General features: G+C 62.7%; 13 protein-coding genes. 12 read left to right on the top strand and 1 reads right to left on the bottom strand.

Going from position 1 to position 14,981, the window contains the following annotated elements; genetic code table 11:
• Positions 1–705: 705 nt before the first annotated feature.
• The 8 genes from HBR94_RS22290 (at position 706) to HBR94_RS22255 (ending at position 8,864) form a co-directional block, all read left to right on the top strand.
• Positions 706–1,788: a serine hydrolase gene (locus HBR94_RS22290; RefSeq protein ID WP_115127564.1), complete on the top strand. Its 1,083-nt coding sequence runs from the start codon at positions 706–708 to the stop codon at positions 1,786–1,788.
• Positions 1,785–2,099 carry a hypothetical protein gene (locus tag HBR94_RS22285; RefSeq protein ID WP_057439782.1) on the top strand — a complete coding sequence of 105 codons (315 nt, stop codon included), beginning with the start codon at positions 1,785–1,787 and terminating at the stop codon, positions 2,097–2,099. The genes HBR94_RS22290 and HBR94_RS22285 overlap by 4 nt, the downstream gene beginning before the upstream one ends.
• A 108-nt stretch (positions 2,100–2,207) precedes the next feature.
• Positions 2,208–3,383: a M20 aminoacylase family protein gene (locus tag HBR94_RS22280; protein WP_057439780.1), complete on the top strand. Its 1,176-nt coding sequence runs from the start codon at positions 2,208–2,210 to the stop codon at positions 3,381–3,383.
• A gap of 58 nt (positions 3,384–3,441) precedes the next feature.
• Entirely contained in the window at positions 3,442–4,752 is a 1,311-nt protein-coding gene (locus HBR94_RS22275) for a citrate-proton symporter (protein ID WP_057439778.1), read from the top strand.
• Positions 4,749–6,191, top strand: coding sequence for an amidase (locus HBR94_RS22270; RefSeq protein WP_170045554.1), 1,443 nt, complete (start codon positions 4,749–4,751; stop codon positions 6,189–6,191). The genes HBR94_RS22275 and HBR94_RS22270 overlap by 4 nt, the downstream gene beginning before the upstream one ends.
• Positions 6,192–6,254: 63 nt before the next feature.
• Complete coding sequence (locus HBR94_RS22265) at positions 6,255–7,025, top strand: IclR family transcriptional regulator (RefSeq protein ID WP_170045553.1); 771 nt, start codon at positions 6,255–6,257, stop codon at positions 7,023–7,025.
• Positions 7,026–7,114: 89 nt separating this feature from the next.
• Positions 7,115–7,705 (top strand): YceI family protein, encoded by a 591-nt coding sequence (locus tag HBR94_RS22260; RefSeq protein WP_170045552.1) that lies wholly within the window; start codon positions 7,115–7,117, stop codon positions 7,703–7,705.
• Between the two features lies 1 nt (position 7,706).
• Positions 7,707–8,864: a phosphatidylserine/phosphatidylglycerophosphate/cardiolipin synthase family protein gene (locus HBR94_RS22255; RefSeq protein ID WP_170045551.1), complete on the top strand. Its 1,158-nt coding sequence runs from the start codon at positions 7,707–7,709 to the stop codon at positions 8,862–8,864.
• A gap of 129 nt (positions 8,865–8,993) precedes the next feature.
• On the opposite strand, the gene bglX is transcribed toward HBR94_RS22255, so the two are convergent.
• Entirely contained in the window at positions 8,994–11,285 is a 2,292-nt protein-coding gene (gene bglX / locus HBR94_RS22250; protein ID WP_057439773.1) for a beta-glucosidase BglX, read from the bottom strand.
• Between the two features lie 255 nt (positions 11,286–11,540).
• On the opposite strand from bglX, the gene HBR94_RS22245 reads away from it, so the two are divergent.
• From HBR94_RS22245 to HBR94_RS22230, 4 genes are all read left to right on the top strand, one after another.
• The gene (locus tag HBR94_RS22245; RefSeq protein WP_029297013.1) at positions 11,541–12,149 is read left to right on the top strand and encodes a LemA family protein; all 609 of its coding nucleotides are present in this window, start codon (positions 11,541–11,543) and stop codon (positions 12,147–12,149) included.
• Entirely contained in the window at positions 12,149–12,874 is a 726-nt protein-coding gene (locus tag HBR94_RS22240) for a YgcG family protein (protein ID WP_057439771.1), read from the top strand. The genes HBR94_RS22245 and HBR94_RS22240 overlap by 1 nt, the downstream gene beginning before the upstream one ends.
• A 28-nt stretch (positions 12,875–12,902) precedes the next feature.
• Positions 12,903–13,520, top strand: coding sequence for a TPM domain-containing protein (locus tag HBR94_RS22235; RefSeq protein WP_057439769.1), 618 nt, complete (start codon positions 12,903–12,905; stop codon positions 13,518–13,520).
• A gap of 144 nt (positions 13,521–13,664) precedes the next feature.
• Positions 13,665–14,882 (top strand): SAM-dependent methyltransferase, encoded by a 1,218-nt coding sequence (locus HBR94_RS22230; protein WP_115127571.1) that lies wholly within the window; start codon positions 13,665–13,667, stop codon positions 14,880–14,882.
• Positions 14,883–14,981 lie beyond the last annotated feature (99 nt).

The raw sequence follows: 14,981 nt of genomic DNA, 5'->3' as shown, positions 1-14,981 counted from the left end.
TCCTTATCGGCGCTTTGGTGAAGGGGTGGGGCGAAGTCTCCCACGGTCTGTACTGGCTAGAGTCAGATGCTGGCTTTTAGTCCCACCACCCCTACAAGTCTAACCATACAAGCTGGCTTGCCTGCGAAGGCGGTGTATCAGCCAATACATTTATCGACTGATACACCGCCATCGCAGGCAAGCCAGCTCCCACAGGGGGGAATGCAGCTTCGCGCCCCGGCTTTGCTGTTGCTCTGCTGTTGCTCTGCTGTTGCTCTGCTTTTGATCTTGATCTTGGGCGCCCCGTTAAACCACGATGGCCGCAGGCAGGTATTGCGCAGTGGGCACCCCGGCATGGATGCCGGGGTAGCCGCGACACGGCCATGGATGGCCGATCACGGCGGGCCCACGGAGCAATGCCTGACTGCGGGCATGCCGAGCCTAGGCGAGGTACCGAGTGGTGGGGCAAGAGCCCTTTTGGTTACTTTTGGGGCTCTTTTCCAAAAGTGACCCGCTGTAAGAGCGGAACCAATAGCCGCCGTGACCACAGCAACGGATATGTACACAAACCCAATAAGCACTAGATAAAAGAGTTGTGTAGATACCTATGGCCATCGCGGGCAAGCCCGTTCCCACAGGCGTTATGTGGTGGTTCCCAGGCCTGTCGCCAAACCGTCATTTATCTGCATTAGGCTCGCGGGCTTGAATGCCCCCGAGTGCTTGTCCATGGTCAAAGGCCTGCTGTCCGTCGCCTTGCTGCTGTTCACCGCTACCGCACATGCCCAGACCTGGCCGACGAAGGATTGGTCCCAGGGCCCGCAGTTGGCCGGTCCCGCCGTCAAGGCGCTGGAGGACTATGCGTTCCCGGCGCGCAATGACATCACCCGCGAAGGCATCCGCACCGACGCGCTGCTGGTGATCCGCGATGGCGCAGTCATTTATGAGCGCTATGCAGCACCGACCACCGCCACCACGCCGCACCTGACCTGGTCCATCAGCAAAAGCCTGATGGCCACCGTGCTGGGCGTGGCGTACGGTGAAAACCGTTTCAAACTGAGCGACCCGGCCGCGCGCTTTTATCCACCGATGAAGCAGCACCCGACCATTACCCTGGGGCACCTGCTCAACTGGGCCTCGGGCCTGGACTGGCAGGAAGACTACGAATACGCGCCGCTGAAATCCTCGGTGGTGGCCATGCTTTACACCCGTGGCCGCGCTGATATGGCGGAGTTTGCCGCTGATACCAGCCCCTTCGCCGAACCTGGCCAGGCATTCCGCTACTCCAGCGGTGACAGCAATCTATTGTCTGCTGCCCTCAAGGGCATGCTTGGCCATAAGGCTTATGTCGATTACCCGTGGACCGCGCTGTTCACGCCCTTGGGCATTCGCAGTGCCAGCTGGGAAAGCGACGCCAATGAAACCTTTGTCGCCTCATCCTATGCCTATATGACTGCCCGCGATCTGGCACGGATTGGCTTGTTGATGGCGCGGGACGGGCGTTGGGGTGAGCGGCAATTGCTGCCCAAGGCCTGGGTCGATTTCAATCGCCAACCCCTGGCGCAGTACATCGCGGGCCAGGACGAGGCGGTACCCGGCGGCCACTGGTGGCTCAACCTCCACGTGCAGGGCGCTGCCCGGCCCTGGCCGGATGCGCCCGACGATGCCTTCGCGGCCCTGGGGCACTGGGGCCAAGCGTTGTATGTGTTGCCCGAGGCACAGCTGGTGATCGTGCGCTACGGCGATGACCGCGATGGCAGCTATCGCCACAACGAACTGCTCAAGCGCGTGCTCGCGGCGGTGCAACCATGATCCGTCGTCGCCCGTTTATCAGCCTGTTTCTCCTGCTGTTGCTCGCCTTGCTGGGGTGGATCTGGCACGAGCGCGTCAACCTGCAAGCCTTCCCCGACATCATCGCGGCGTATACGGCCAAGGAGTATTGCTCGTGTCGGTATGTGGCGGGCAATCCTGCTGACTATTGCCTGGGGTATGTGAAGCAATACGTTCCCACCAGCGCCTTTGCCGATCATCCGCAAACGCGCCTGGTCACCGCCAGCGGCCTGGGCCGCAGCCACAGCGCCCAATGGCTGGGCGAGCGCCAGGGCTGCCGCCTGCTGCCCTGAGGTTCCACAGGGTGGAACCACCTTTGATTGTCCTCGCACGCCCATCGCGGTTATCTGTGGCGGTGCCACAAAAAAGAACGGGAACACCCGCCTGCGAGGAGAGTCACCATGCGCCCACACCAGCACATCCTGGATTGGCTGAGCGATGTCGCCAGCGACCTGCACGCCGTGCGCCAGGACATCCACGCCCACCCTGAACTGGGGTTTGAAGAAAACCGCACCTCGGCCCTGGTCGCACAATCCCTGAAGGACTGGGGCTTCGAGGTCCATACCGGCATCGGCCACACCGGCGTGGTCGGCGTGCTGCGCAATGGCAGCAGTCCACGCACCCTGGGGATCCGGGCCGATATGGATGCCTTGCCGATTATCGAAAACACCGGCGTCGCCTACAGCAGCCAGCACGCCGGCTGCATGCATGCCTGCGGTCACGACGGTCACACCGCCATGCTGCTGGGCGCCGCGCGCTACCTGGCGGCGACGCGTCAGTTCGACGGTACCCTCAACCTGATTTTCCAGCCGGCCGAAGAAGGCCAGGGCGGCGCCGAAGCGATGCTCGCCGATGGCTTGCTGGAGCGCTTCCCCTGCGACGCGCTGTTCGGCATGCACAATATGCCCGGCCTGCCCGCCGGCCACCTGGGCTTGCGGACCGGGCCGATGATGGCTTCCCAGGACCTGCTCACCGTGACCCTCGAAGGCGTCGGCGGTCACGGTTCCATGCCGCACCTGACCGTGGACCCGCTGGTGGCCGCCGCCAGTACGGTGATGGCTTTGCAGACGGTGGTCGCGCGCAATATCAATGCCCAGGAAGCTGCGGTAGTCACGGTCGGCGCCCTGCAAGCGGGGCAGGCCGCCAACGTGATTCCTCAGCAGGCCATCCTGCGCCTGAGTCTGCGTGCCCTCAATGCGCCGGTACGCGAGCAGATGCTGGAGCGGGTCAAGGCAATCATCCAGACCCAGGCCGCCAGCTTTGGTTGTACCGCACAGATCGAACACCGCCCGGCCTACCCGGTGCTGGTCAACCATGCCGACGAAACCGAGTTCGCCCGCCAGGTCGGCATTGCCTTGCTCGGTGAAGCGGCGGTCGACGCCAATACGCCCAAGTTGATGGGCAGTGAAGACTTCGCCTGGATGCTCCAACGCTGCCCCGGCAGCTACCTGTTTATCGGCAACGGCGTGTCGCGGCCGATGGTCCACAACCCTGCCTATGACTTCAACGACGAGATCCTGCTGACCGGCGCCGCCTATTGGGGCGCCCTGGCCGAGAGCTGGCTCAAGCCGGCCTGACCAACTGCCTTTTTCCTGCCGCTGGACCTTTCCTCAACAGGTTGAATGGAGTGTTCTCATGCAGACTTCAATAAAAGGTGTGTCCCGCACCCGGCAAGTGGTAGCGGCGGTGGTCGGCAACGCGCTGGAGTGGTACGACTTCATCGTCTATGGCTTTCTGGCCAGCATCATCGCCCGGCAGTTCTTCCCCTCGGACGATGAGTACGCATCGCTGCTGATGGCCCTGGCCACCTTCGGCGTGGGCTTCTTTATGCGCCCGGTGGGCGGCATCCTGCTCGGCATGTACGCCGACCGCAAAGGCCGCAAGGCCGCCATGCAGTTGATTATCCGCTTGATGACCGTGTCCATCGCACTGATCGTGTTTGCGCCCAACTACGCCGCCATCGGCATGGGCGCGCCGCTGCTGATCGTAGTGGCGCGGATGCTCCAGGGCTTTGCCACCGGCGGCGAATATGCCAGCGCCACGGCGTTCCTGGTGGAAAGCGCACCGGCTCATCGCAAAGGCCTTTACGGCTCCTGGCAATTGGTCGGGCAGTGCCTGGCGGTGTTTGGCGGCGCGGCGATGGTGGCATTGGTCACTCACTTCTTTTCCCCGCAGACCCTCGACCTGTGGGGCTGGCGCCTGCCGTTTGTATTCGGCTTGCTGATTGGCCCGGTGGGCTTGTGGATTCGTCGGCACATGGAAGACCCCGAGGAGTTTATCGAAGCGCGCAAACAGGCCACTGGCCCGGCGCCGAGCCTGATGACAGTGCTGCGTGAGCATCGGCGCAGCATCCTGGTGAGCATGGGCCTGGCCTGCGGTGCGACGGTGTCGTTCTACGTGGTGCTGGTGAATATGCCGACCTTCGCCCACAAGAACCTCGGCCTGCCCCTGGACCAGGTGTTGATGGTGCAGATGTTTGCCGTGGCGCTGATGACCGTGGTCATCCCCTTGTCCGGCCTGCTCTCGGATCGCCTGGGCCGGCGACCGGTGTTGATGGGCTTTACCCTGGCGTTCTTTGTGATGGTCTACCCGCTGTATGTGTGGGTCGCGGCGGCGCCGTCCATCGAGCGTTTATTGGTGATGCAAGTGATGCTGTGCACCGCCATCGGCGGCTTCTTCGGCCCGGCGCCGACCGCCCTGGCCGAGCAGTTTCCCATCGAGGTGCGTTCCACCGGTGTGTCGGTGGCCTATAACGTAGCGGTGATGGTGTTCGGCGGTTTTGCCCCGCTGATCGTCACCTGGTTGAGCAAAGAGTTGGGCACACCGGTGGCCCCGGCGTTTTATGTGCTGTTCGCTTGCGTCCTGACGCTGCTGGGCACTTACTGCATGCATGAAGCGCCGAGGGCTGCAGCGCCGGCGCGCTTTGCCAAGGGGGTGAAACCTTGAACATCGTTGAACTGGATGCGCTCGAGCTGTCCCGGGCGATCCATGCACGGCAGGTGTCCTGCCACGAAGTGATGCAGGCCTATCTGGCGCAGATCGCGCGCTTCAACCCCTCGGTCAATGCCCTGGTGTCGTTGCGCGATGAAGCCGATGTGCTGGCCGAAGCCCGTGTCTGTGACCTTGAGCTGGACCAGGGCCGCTCCCGTGGCTGGATGCACGGCATGCCCCAGGCCATCAAGGATCTGGCGGCGACCCAGGGCCTGCGCACCACCCTGGGCTCGCCCCTGTTCGCCGAGCAGATTCCCAGTGAAGACGCGATCGTCGTGGCGCGGGTGCGTGCCAGTGGCGCGATTATCATCGGCAAGAGCAACGTGCCGGAGTTCGGCCTGGGTTCGCAGACCTACAACAGCGTATTCGGCACCACCGGCAATGCCTATGACCCGACCTTGGTCGCGGGCGGCAGCAGCGGCGGGGCGGCGGTGGCCCTGGCGCTGCGTATGCTACCGGTGGCCGATGGCAGCGACATGATGGGTTCGCTGCGCAACCCGGCGGCGTTCAACAACGTGTTCGGCCTGCGTCCTTCCCAGGGCCGCGTACCCCATGGCCCGGCGCCGGAGGTGTTTGTCCAGCAACTGGCCACCGAAGGCCCGATGGGGCGCAGTGTGGCGGACGTGGCGCGGCTGTTGAGCATCCAGGCCGGTTATGACCCGCGGGTGCCGTTGTCGCTCAAAGACGATCCCGGCGTGTTCGGCACGTCGTTGGCCCGTGATTTCAACGGCGCACGCCTGGGTTGGCTGGGGGACTACAACGGCTATCTGCCGATGGACGACGGCGTGCTGGGCCTGTGTGAGTCAGCCCTCGGCGATTTCGGCGCGCTGGGGTGCGAGGTAGAAAGCTGCCAGCCGGACTTTTCCATGGCGCGCCTGTGGCAAACCTGGCTGGTCCATCGCCATTGGCTGGTGCAGGGCACGCTGGGGGCGGCGTATGCCGACCCCCATAAACGTGCGTTGCTCAAGCCTGAAGCGCAGTGGGAAGTCGAGGGCGGCCTGGGCCTGAGCGCGGCGGATGTGTATCAGGCGTCGCTGGCGCGCAGCGACTGGTATCGCGCCTTGGCCAGGTTGTTCGAACGTTACGATTTTCTGCTGCTGCCCAGCGCACAAGTGTTCCCTTTCGATGCACAACAGCCCTGGCCACGCGTCGTCGGGGGGCAAACCATGGACACTTATCATCGCTGGATGGAGGTGGTGATCGGCCCCACATTGGCCGGCCTGCCGAGCATGAGTGTGCCGGTGGGCTTCAACCACCGTGGCTTGCCCATGGGCTTGCAGATCATTGGCCCGGCCCAGGCGGATCGCGCCGTGCTGCAACTGGCGTATGCCCATGAACAACTGACACGCTGGGTGCAGCGTCGCCCTCCGCAATGCTTGCGGGCGAACGCCTGAGCTGGCAGCGGCCTGTATCTTGCTGTGAAATTCGATCATCCATCAGCAACCGGGAGATCAGCCATGGGCAGCAACGCCGACACAGGTACTGTGCGCTCAGTGGAGCGGGCACTGGCCATCATCGAGTTGCTCGGTGAGCACCAGGCCCTGGGGCTTGAGGAGCTGCATTACCTGACGCGCCTGCCCAAGGCCACGGTGTCGCGCATGCTGCTGACCTTGCAGGAGCAGGGCTGGATCTATCGCGGCCTGAGCGACCGGCGTTATCGCATCAGTGCCCAGCGTTTGTTTGGCGATACCCAGCAACGGTTCAAGCGCCGCCTGGTGGAATGCGCGGCGCCCTGGCTGCTGGAACTCAGCGAACGCACCGGGCTGGTGGCGGATTTGTCGAACTTTGACGGCGAACGCCTGGAAGTCATGGAAAGCGCGATCCCCACGGTGCTGCGCAAGCTGTACCCGAACAACTGCCAGATCGTCGGCCAGCATGCCAGTTTGTTCCACTCGGCCATGGGCAAGGCGTGCCTGGCCGAGCTGGCGGCCGACGAGGTTCAGCGCCTGGCCAGCCGCGAACATGTGCCGGCCGACGACCAGTACCGCGCCTGTGAGCAATCCCAGCACCAGGGGTTTGGCCAGCGTACCGAGGGGTACTGGGAGTATCCGGTGCGCTTGCCGTTCCTGATCCGCGCGGTGGCCCTGCCGGTGCGGGCCAATGGCCGGTTGGTGGGGAGCATGGCGTTGCACTGGCCGATGCACCAGGCGCCGGTGGAGCGGGTGTTGAGTTTGCATCTGGCCAGCCTGGAGGCGACTGTGCGCGGGGTACAGCATGCGTTGGGCTGAGGGGGATATACATTGCTGTCTCCCTTACATTGCGTGCAGCAAGCCGGCCAGTTAATGTTCAGGCAGGTTTTTCTCCGCGCGAGTGTTTAATGTTCAACACATCCCTCCTCAAACCCCTGGCTCTCTTGCTGCTGGCCACTGCCACCCTGCCCGCACAGGCCGCCTGGTACCTGGATAACGAATCCTCACGGCTGTCGTTCGTCACCACCAAAAACACCGATGTTTCCGAAGTCCAGCGCTTCCTGGTGCTGCATGGCAAGGTCGACGAGAAAGGTGCCGCGCAGTTGGAAGTCGAGTTGGAGTCGATCAACAGTGGCATCCCGCTGCGTGACGAGCGCATGCGCAACGACCTGTTCCAGATCAAGACCCACCCTGATGCGCAGATCAACGCGCAAATCAATCTGCAGCCGATCAACGACCTGGCCACCGGCGCGCAACTGGAGTTGCGCCTGCCGCTGTCGGTCACCCTGCACGGCAAGACCCAGACCTACAACGCCGAGCTGCTGGCCACGCGCCTGGATGACCGGCGTTTCCAGGTGGTGACCCTGGAGCCGCTGGTGTTGCACGCCAAGGATTTTGATTTGCTCACCGGTGTCGAGACCCTGCGCAAGGCTGCCGGCCTGGACGCGATCAGCCTGTCGGTGCCGGTAGGTGCGGTGCTGATTTTCACGGCGCGCTGACATGAGTGGCGCGGTGTTCCCCTGGCGCAGCGCCAACCACTATGAATTGCTGATCGACGGCCCGAATTTTTTCCCGCAGATGCTCGTGGCGATTGCCCGTGCCGAACACCAGGTGGAGCTTGAGCTGTATCTGGTGGAGGCGGGCGCCTGCGCCGAGGCGATGGTCCAGGCCCTGGTGCAGGCGGCCGAGCGTGGGGTGCAGGTGCGTTGCCTGTTCGATGACTACGGCAGCCTGGCGTTTACCCTCAGCCTGCGGCGCCGCCTGATCGAGGCCGGGGTGCAATTGCGGTTCTACAATCCGCTGCGCTGGCGCCGCGGGATGCGCAACCTCTACCGCGACCATCGCAAGCTGCTGTTGGTCGACCAGACTATCGCCGTGGTGGGCGGTACCGGGGTCACCGACGAGTTCTGGACCCCTGGCCAGGACACCTGCGACTGGCACGAAGTGATGGTGCAAATCAGCGGCCCGCTGGTGCAGGACTGGCAGGCCCTGTTCGACAGGCAATGGCGGGTCAACGACCACCGCCGGGCCTGGAAGCCGGCCACGCATTTTGGTTTGCCGCGCCTGCCCAAGGTGCCAGCGACCGGGCCGGGCCTGGGGCGAGTGGCGTATGCCGACGCCGGGCAACACCGGGACATTTTGCAATCGCTGATCCGCGCCTTGAACAACGGCCAGCACCGTATCTGGCTGGCCACGCCGTACTTCTTGCCCACTTGGGGCGTGCGTCGGGCCCTGCGCCGTGCGGCAGGGCGTGGTGTGGACGTGCGCCTGCTGCTGACCGGGCCGCGCACCGACCACCCCTCGGTGCGTTACGCCGGGCACCGCTACTACCCGCGCCTGCTCAAGTCGGGGGTGAAAATCTTTGAGTACCAGCCGTGCTTCCTGCACCTGAAGATGGTGCTGGTGGACGACTGGGTGAGCATTGGCTCGTGCAATTTCGATCACTGGAACCTGCGTTTCAACCTGGAAGCCAATCTGGAAGCATTGGACCCGGCGTTGACGCTGGCGGTGGCGGGCAGTTTCGAGCGCGATTTTGCCCAGAGCCAGGCGGTCAGCCTTGAGGCGTGGAAGGCCCGGCCATTGTGGCGGCGGGTGAAGCAGCGGGTGTGGGGGTGGATCGACCGGTTGGTGGTCAATCTGCTGGATCGAAGAGGGTAGGGAACACACCGCAATCAACTGTAGGAGCTGGCTTGCCTGCGATGCAGGCACCTCGGTCTATCAGTTACACCGAGGTGCTGCCATCGCAGGCAAGCCAGCTCCTACATTGACCGTGTTTATTGCTTCAAGTCAGAGCAGTTCAAAGCTCTGCTGCTGCACATCTTGGGAGTCCAGGCCGATCTGCACATTGAACTGGCCAGGTTCGGCGGCGAACTTGAGCTGGGTGTTGTAGAACTTCAAGTCATCCTCGGTAATGCTGAAGTGCACCACCTTCGATTCGCCGGCCTTGAGCAGGATCTTCTGGAAGTTCTTCAGCTCCTTGATCGGGCGGATCATCGAGCCAGCCACGTCCTGAATGTACAACTGCACCACGGTTTCACCGTCAACCTTGCCGGTGTTTTTCAGGGTGACACTGGCGTCGAGCTTGCCGGTCTTGTTCAGGGTGGTGGACGACAGCGCCATGTCCGACAGGCTGAAGCGGGTGTAGCTCAGGCCATAACCGAACGGGTACAGGGGGCCCGTGGTGTCGTCGAAGTACTGTGAGGTGTAGTTGCCCGGTTTGCCCGGGGTGAACGGCCGGCCAATGGTCAGGTGGTTGTAGTAGGTCGGAATCTGCCCCACGGAGCGTGGGAAGGTGATCGGCAGCTTGCCCGACGGGTTGTAGTCACCAAACAGCACGTCGGCAATCGCGTTGCCGCCTTCGGTGCCGGCGAACCAGGTTTCCAGGATCGCGTCGGCTTGCTGGTGCTCTTCGAGGATCGACAGTGGTCGGCCGTTCATCAACACCAGCACCAGCGGCTTGCCCGTGGCTTTCAGGGCCTTGATCAGGTCGCGCTGGCTTTGCGGGATGTTCAGGTCGGTACGGCTCGATGATTCGTGGGACATGCCACGGGATTCACCCACGGCGGCTACCACCACATCGGCGTTTTTCGCGGCCTTGACCGCTTCGTCAATCAGCACCTGGGCCGAGCGCGGGTCATCCACCACTTCCGGGGCATCGAAGTTGAGGAAGTTCAGGTAGTCCACCACCGCCTTGTCGCTGGTGATGTTGGCGCCACGGGCGTAGATCAGCTTGCCCTTTTCGCCGATCACCGCGTTCATGCCGTCCAGCAGGGTTACCGATTGCGCGGGCTTACCGGCGGCGGCCCAACTGCCCATCATGTCGATGGGGGCCTTGGCCAGCGGGCCGACCAGGGCGATGGTCGCGGATTTCTTCAGCGGCAGGGTGTCGTTCTGGTTTTTCAGCAACACCAGGCTGCGCCGCGCGATATCGCGCGCTTCGCTGCGGTGCAGGCGGCTTTCGGCATAGGTGTCGGCCGGATCATCCTCGGCCTTGCCGATACGCAGGTACGGGTCGGCAAACAGGCCCATGTCGTACTTGGCACCGAGCACTTCACGTACGGCGTTGTCGATATCGCTCTGCTCGATCTCGCCGGACTTGAGCAGCCCTGGCAGTTCCTTGCCGTAGAGCTGGTCGTTCATGCTCATGTCGATGCCGGCCTTGATCGCCAGCTTGGCCGCTTCGCGACCGTCCTTGGCCACGCCGTGCTTGATCAGCTCGAAGATCGCGCCGTGGTCGCTCACCGTCAGGCCCTTGAAGCCCCACTCCTTGCGCAGCAGGTCGTTCATCAGCCAGGTGTTGGCGGTAGCAGGCACGCCGTTGATCGAGTTCAGCGCCACCATCACGCCGCCAGCGCCGGCCTTGATGGCGGCGTGGTAGGGCGGCAGATAGTCCTGGTACATCTTGACCGGGCTCATGTCGACCACGTTGTAGTCACGACCGCCTTCCACTGCGCCGTACAGGGCGAAGTGCTTGACGCTGGCCATGATGCTGTCGGCCTGGGCCGGGCTCGGGCCCTGGAAGGCCTTGACCATCACTTCGCTGATGCGCGACACCAGGTAGGTGTCTTCGCCAAAACCTTCGGAGGTCCGACCCCAGCGCGCGTCGCGGGAAATATCGACCATCGGCGCGAAGGTGATGTCGAGGCTGTCGGCGGCGGCTTCCTTGGCGGCAATGCGCCCGGAGCGGCCGATGGCGTCCATGTCCCAGCTCGAGGCCAGGGCCAGGCTGATCGGGAAAATGGTGCGGTGGCCGTGGATCACGTCATAGGCGAAGAACATCGGGATCTTCAAGCGGCTGCGCATGGCCGCGTCCTGCATCGGACGGTTTTCCGGGCGGGTGATGGAGTTGAACGTGCCACCAATGCGCCCGGCGGCGATTTCCTTGCGGATCATCTCGCGGGGCATTTCCGGGCCGATGCTGATCAGGCGCAACTGGCCGATCTTTTCATCCAGGGTCATCTGCCGGAGCAGGTCGCTGACGAACGCGTCCTTGTCTTTAAGCGCAGCGGGCTTGGTCTCGGCAACGACGGAGTGACTGGCCAGAGTGGCAACAAGGCCCAGCAAACACAGCTTTTTCATGAATATCCTTTTTCGGCGTACTGCGCAGCGTTCAGGTAAAACACTGCTCGGCCAAAATGTGGGGAGCGACTATTGTTGTTCGGGTGTTGTGTGGATAAATACCGCACACTTCTCAGCTCTTTATGAACTATCCATAAAGAAGGGCATCTTTTAGCTGATTGGCTCGCTGTAATCCAGTAGTGGCGGATTATGCCCCAAGCGCGTGATGTATAGGGTCAGTCGTCAAATTCCATAAGGTTGGTCAGGAGACACACCATGCAAGCAGCACAGACTATTCGATGGGGCTGGAAAGCCGCCGCCCTGCTACTGATCAGCAGCGTGCTGAGCGGTTGCGGCATCAACAAGATCCCGACCCTGGACGAACAGGTCAAGGCGGCCTGGGCCCAGGTGCAGAACCAGTATCAACGGCGTGCCGACCTGATCCCCAACCTGGTGGAAGTGGTCAAGGGCTATGCGGCCCATGAGCAGGACACCCTCACCGCCGTGATCGAAGCGCGGGCCAAGGCCACCTCGATCCAGGTCGATGCCAGCACCCTCGACAACCCGGAAAAACTCAAGCAGTTCCAGCAGGCCCAGGAAGGCCTGAGCGGAGCCCTCAGCCGCCTGATGGTGGTGTCCGAGCGCTATCCGGACCTCAAGGCCAACCAGAACTTCCTGGCCCTGCAATCCCAGCTTGAAGGCACCGAAAACCGCATCAGCGTGGCCCGTCGTGACTTTATCGCCGCGGTGCAGGCCTTCAACACCGAGATCCGTACCTTCCCTGGCCGCCTGTGGCACAGCGTGATGTACAGCGACTTGCCAGTACGCGCCAACTTCGAGGCCACCAGTGCCGATGCCGATAAAGCGCCGCAAGTGAAATTCTGATGACCCGGCGTGCTTGGTGGCTGGCGGCGCTGCTGCTGGCCTTTAGCCTGACTGCCCAGGCGGCCCCGGACTTTCCGGCGCTGACCGGGCGGGTGGTCGACAACGCGCAGATGATTGACCCGGCGGTGCGCACGCAACTGAACCAGCAATTGCAGGCGCTGGAGCAAACCCGTGGCGACCAGATAGTGGTCGTCACGGTGCCCGACCTGCAAGGCCTGCCCATTGAAGACTTCGGTTATCAACTGGGCCGGCACTGGGGCATCGGCCAGAAGGGCAAGGACAACGGCGCGCTGTTGATCGTGGCCAGGGACGAGCGTCAGTTGCGCATCGAAGTGGGCTACGGCCTGGAAGGCGTGCTCACCGATGCGCAGTCGTGGGTGATCATCAACCAGGTGATCGCGCCCAAGTTCAAGGCGGGCAATTTCACCCAGGGCATCAGCGACGGCGTGGCCGCCATGATCCAGGTGGTTGGCGGTGAGCCGTTGGCCGTGCCAGCCCATGTGGCGGACCCCAATTTCGCCAAGGACAACCCGGTATTTTCCATCGGTCTGTTCATCCTGTTGCTGGTGGTGCTGTGGCTGTGCAACCGCATGGGGCTGCCGGTGGGCGCCATCCTGCTGGCGATTCTCAGCAGCAGCGGGCGTGGCGGTGGCGGTGGTGGAGGCGGCGGTTTCCGGGGCGGCGGCGGTGGTTTTGGCGGCGGTGGGGCTTCGGGTGGCTGGTAATGACAATAACTAAAGAGCATCTACAACCATGGCTTTACTGACAGAACACGAGCAGCGCCAGGTGGCCGAAGCGATTGCCAGGGTCGAGCAACAGACCGACGCAGAATTGGTGACCGTACTCGCCGCCCGCGCCGACGACTACGCCTATATCCCGCTGTTGTGGGCCAGTGTGGTGGCGTTGGTGGTGCCGGGGATCGTGCATTACCTGTCGGGCTGGCTGACCATGCACACCTTGTTGCTGGCGCAATGGGCGACCTTCATTGTGCTGTGCCTGGTGTTCCGCCTGCCGGCCATCACCACCCGCCTGATCCCGCGTTCGGTACGGCATTGGCGCGCGTCAAACCTGGCACGCCGGCAGTTCCTGGAGCAAAACCTGCACCACACCCTGGGTAGCACCGGGGTGTTGATTTTTGTCAGCGAGGCCGAGCGTTACGTGGAGATCCTGGTGGATGACGGCATTTCCAAACGGCTGGATGACAGCAGTTGGGATGCCATCGTCAAGACGTTTACCCAGCAGGTGAAACAGGGGCAGACGTTGAGCGGGTTTATCACGTGCATTGAGGCCTGTGGCGAACTGCTCAAGGTGCATGTGCCGCAGACGCACACGCGCAATGAACTGCCCAACCGCTTGGTCGTCCTGAAATAACCTGTGGGAGCTGGCTTGTGTGGGAGCTGGCTCCTACACAAGCGACATTTTGAATTGCGCTGACCGTTGGGCAAATAACTCCGTGCCCTGAGCCCCCATCCCCCCTAAAATGCCCGGCATTCCCAGCCCGAGGCGTTTTTGTTCATGTCTGTCACCGCTAAACCTGCCAGCCCCGCGCCGGACCATCACGCCCAGTTCATCGAACTGCTGCGCGCAAGCCTTGAGCAGAACGCCTTTATCAAGCTGGTGCTGGCCAAGTACGTGGGCGACGAGGCGGACCTGCAGCGCCTGATCATCAAGCCAGTGACGGTCAAGGAGCAGGCCTGCCTGTCCTTTGTCTATCGTTACAAGACCCGTGACATCACCAAGAACTTCGCTCTGGCCGATGGGGTCGCGATGATTGCCGAGCTGCTGCCGGCCTCGTTCAAGAACGCGCACCTGCTGGCGTTGACCGATGAGGCACAGCTGGAATACAGCAAGAAGAACAAAAGCTCGCTGTTCAAAAGCAAGCCCCAGCAGCTGCGTGAGGCGCCGTCGGCCGAGCACAACCGCGAGAAAAACCGCTTCCTTGACCTCAGCCGGCCATTTCTCGCCGACCTGGGCGTGACCAACGCCAAGCACGAGCTGATCCCGGCGATGTCGCGCAAGTGGAAGCAGATCAACAAGTTCATCGAAGTGTTCAGCCATGCGCTGACCTCATCCCCCTTGCAACTGGACCGGCCGGTACGTGTCGCGGACTTTGGTTCGGGCAAAGGCTACCTGACCTTCGCCATCCACGACTACCTGCGCAACACCCTCAAGGCCGAAGGCCAGGTGACGGGTGTGGAGTTGCGCGAAGACATGGTGACCCTGTGCAACAACGCCGCCGCCCGCCTGGACCACCCGGGGCTGGTGTTCAAGTGCGGTGACGTGCGCAGCGTGGCGCCCAGCGAGCTGGACGTGATGATCGCCCTGCATGCCTGCGACATCGCCACCGACTACGCAATCCACACCGGCATCCGCTCCGGGGCGTCGATCATCATGTGCTCGCCGTGCTGCCACAAACAGATCCGCTTGCAGATCCAGAGCCCGGCGCTGCTCAAACCGATGCTGCAATACGGCCTGCACCTGGGCCAGCAGGCAGAAATGGTCACCGACAGCTTGCGCGCCTTGTTCCTGGAAGCCTGTGGGTATGAGACCAAGGTCTTTGAGTTCATCTCCCTGGACCACACCAACAAGAACAAGATGATTTTGGCGGTCAAGCGTGCGGAGCCTGCGGATAACACGCAGTTGCTGGAGAAGATCCGGGAATTGAAGGCGTTTTATCAGATCAGTGAGCACTGCCTGGAAACCTTGCTGCGCGCTGACGGCTACCTATCCTGAAGAGTGCGCGGATCAAAATGTGGGAGCGGGCTTGCCCGCGATGACGGAGTGTCAGTCAACCTATCTGGCGACTGATACACCGCTATTGCGGGCAAGCCC

The organism is Pseudomonas sp. WS 5412, assembly GCF_012985615.1.
GTDB classification, from domain to species: domain Bacteria; phylum Pseudomonadota; class Gammaproteobacteria; order Pseudomonadales; family Pseudomonadaceae; genus Aquipseudomonas; species Aquipseudomonas shahriarae.
Note: the sequence above shows the minus strand (reverse complement) of the source record. Positions and strands in the feature narration are given on the sequence as shown.

Excerpts from the sequence above, each read along its gene's own strand:
- HBR94_RS22235 (WP_057439769.1), top strand. The coding sequence starts at position 12,903 with ATGGCTTTACTGACAGAACACGAGCAGCGCCAGGTGGCCGAAGCGATT.
- HBR94_RS22275 (WP_057439778.1), top strand. The coding sequence starts at position 3,442 with ATGCAGACTTCAATAAAAGGTGTGTCCCGCACCCGGCAAGTGGTAGCG.
- HBR94_RS22290 (WP_115127564.1), top strand. The coding sequence starts at position 706 with ATGGTCAAAGGCCTGCTGTCCGTCGCCTTGCTGCTGTTCACCGCTACC.
- HBR94_RS22265 (WP_170045553.1), top strand. The coding sequence starts at position 6,255 with ATGGGCAGCAACGCCGACACAGGTACTGTGCGCTCAGTGGAGCGGGCA.
- HBR94_RS22255 (WP_170045551.1), top strand. The coding sequence starts at position 7,707 with ATGAGTGGCGCGGTGTTCCCCTGGCGCAGCGCCAACCACTATGAATTG.
- HBR94_RS22260 (WP_170045552.1), top strand. The coding sequence starts at position 7,115 with ATGTTCAACACATCCCTCCTCAAACCCCTGGCTCTCTTGCTGCTGGCC.
- HBR94_RS22285 (WP_057439782.1), top strand. The coding sequence starts at position 1,785 with ATGATCCGTCGTCGCCCGTTTATCAGCCTGTTTCTCCTGCTGTTGCTC.
- HBR94_RS22280 (WP_057439780.1), top strand. The coding sequence starts at position 2,208 with ATGCGCCCACACCAGCACATCCTGGATTGGCTGAGCGATGTCGCCAGC.
- HBR94_RS22230 (WP_115127571.1), top strand. The coding sequence starts at position 13,665 with ATGTCTGTCACCGCTAAACCTGCCAGCCCCGCGCCGGACCATCACGCC.
- bglX (WP_057439773.1), bottom strand. The coding sequence starts at position 11,285 with ATGAAAAAGCTGTGTTTGCTGGGCCTTGTTGCCACTCTGGCCAGTCAC.
- HBR94_RS22240 (WP_057439771.1), top strand. The coding sequence starts at position 12,149 with ATGACCCGGCGTGCTTGGTGGCTGGCGGCGCTGCTGCTGGCCTTTAGC.
- HBR94_RS22245 (WP_029297013.1), top strand. The coding sequence starts at position 11,541 with ATGCAAGCAGCACAGACTATTCGATGGGGCTGGAAAGCCGCCGCCCTG.